The sequence below is a fragment of the Pseudomonas leptonychotis genome (assembly GCF_004920405.1).
Taxonomy (GTDB): Bacteria; Pseudomonadota; Gammaproteobacteria; order Pseudomonadales; family Pseudomonadaceae; genus Aquipseudomonas; species Aquipseudomonas leptonychotis.
The window spans coordinates 1-228 of the sequence record NZ_RFLV01000022.1; the positions used below are offsets into that span (position 1 = coordinate 1).

Genomic DNA, 228 nt, shown 5'->3' on the forward strand with positions numbered 1-228 from the left:
CCTTTAGCTTTGAAGATGACGGCCCTCGTGCACAGCTCAGTGAGCAGTCCGAAGGGCTGGGTCGTGTATTTGTCGATGAAAGCCTGGCGAGCCTGGGCGGCGCCTATGCCGATGGTGTTGCCTCGGCGGTGCTGAGCGCTGCGGTGGTGCAAGCGCAGTTTAATAGCGTGTTTGGTGCAGACGGTGCAGCAGCCGGTGATGCCGGCACGGTGTACAGCTTGGCGCTTA

At 61.0% G+C, this 228-nt stretch carries 1 protein-coding gene; it reads left to right on the forward strand.

The window, feature by feature from the left end; genetic code table 11:
• The coding region (locus tag D8779_RS20505) for a DUF5801 repeats-in-toxin domain-containing protein (RefSeq protein ID WP_205895866.1) at window positions 1-228 on the forward strand (228 nt) is incomplete at both ends.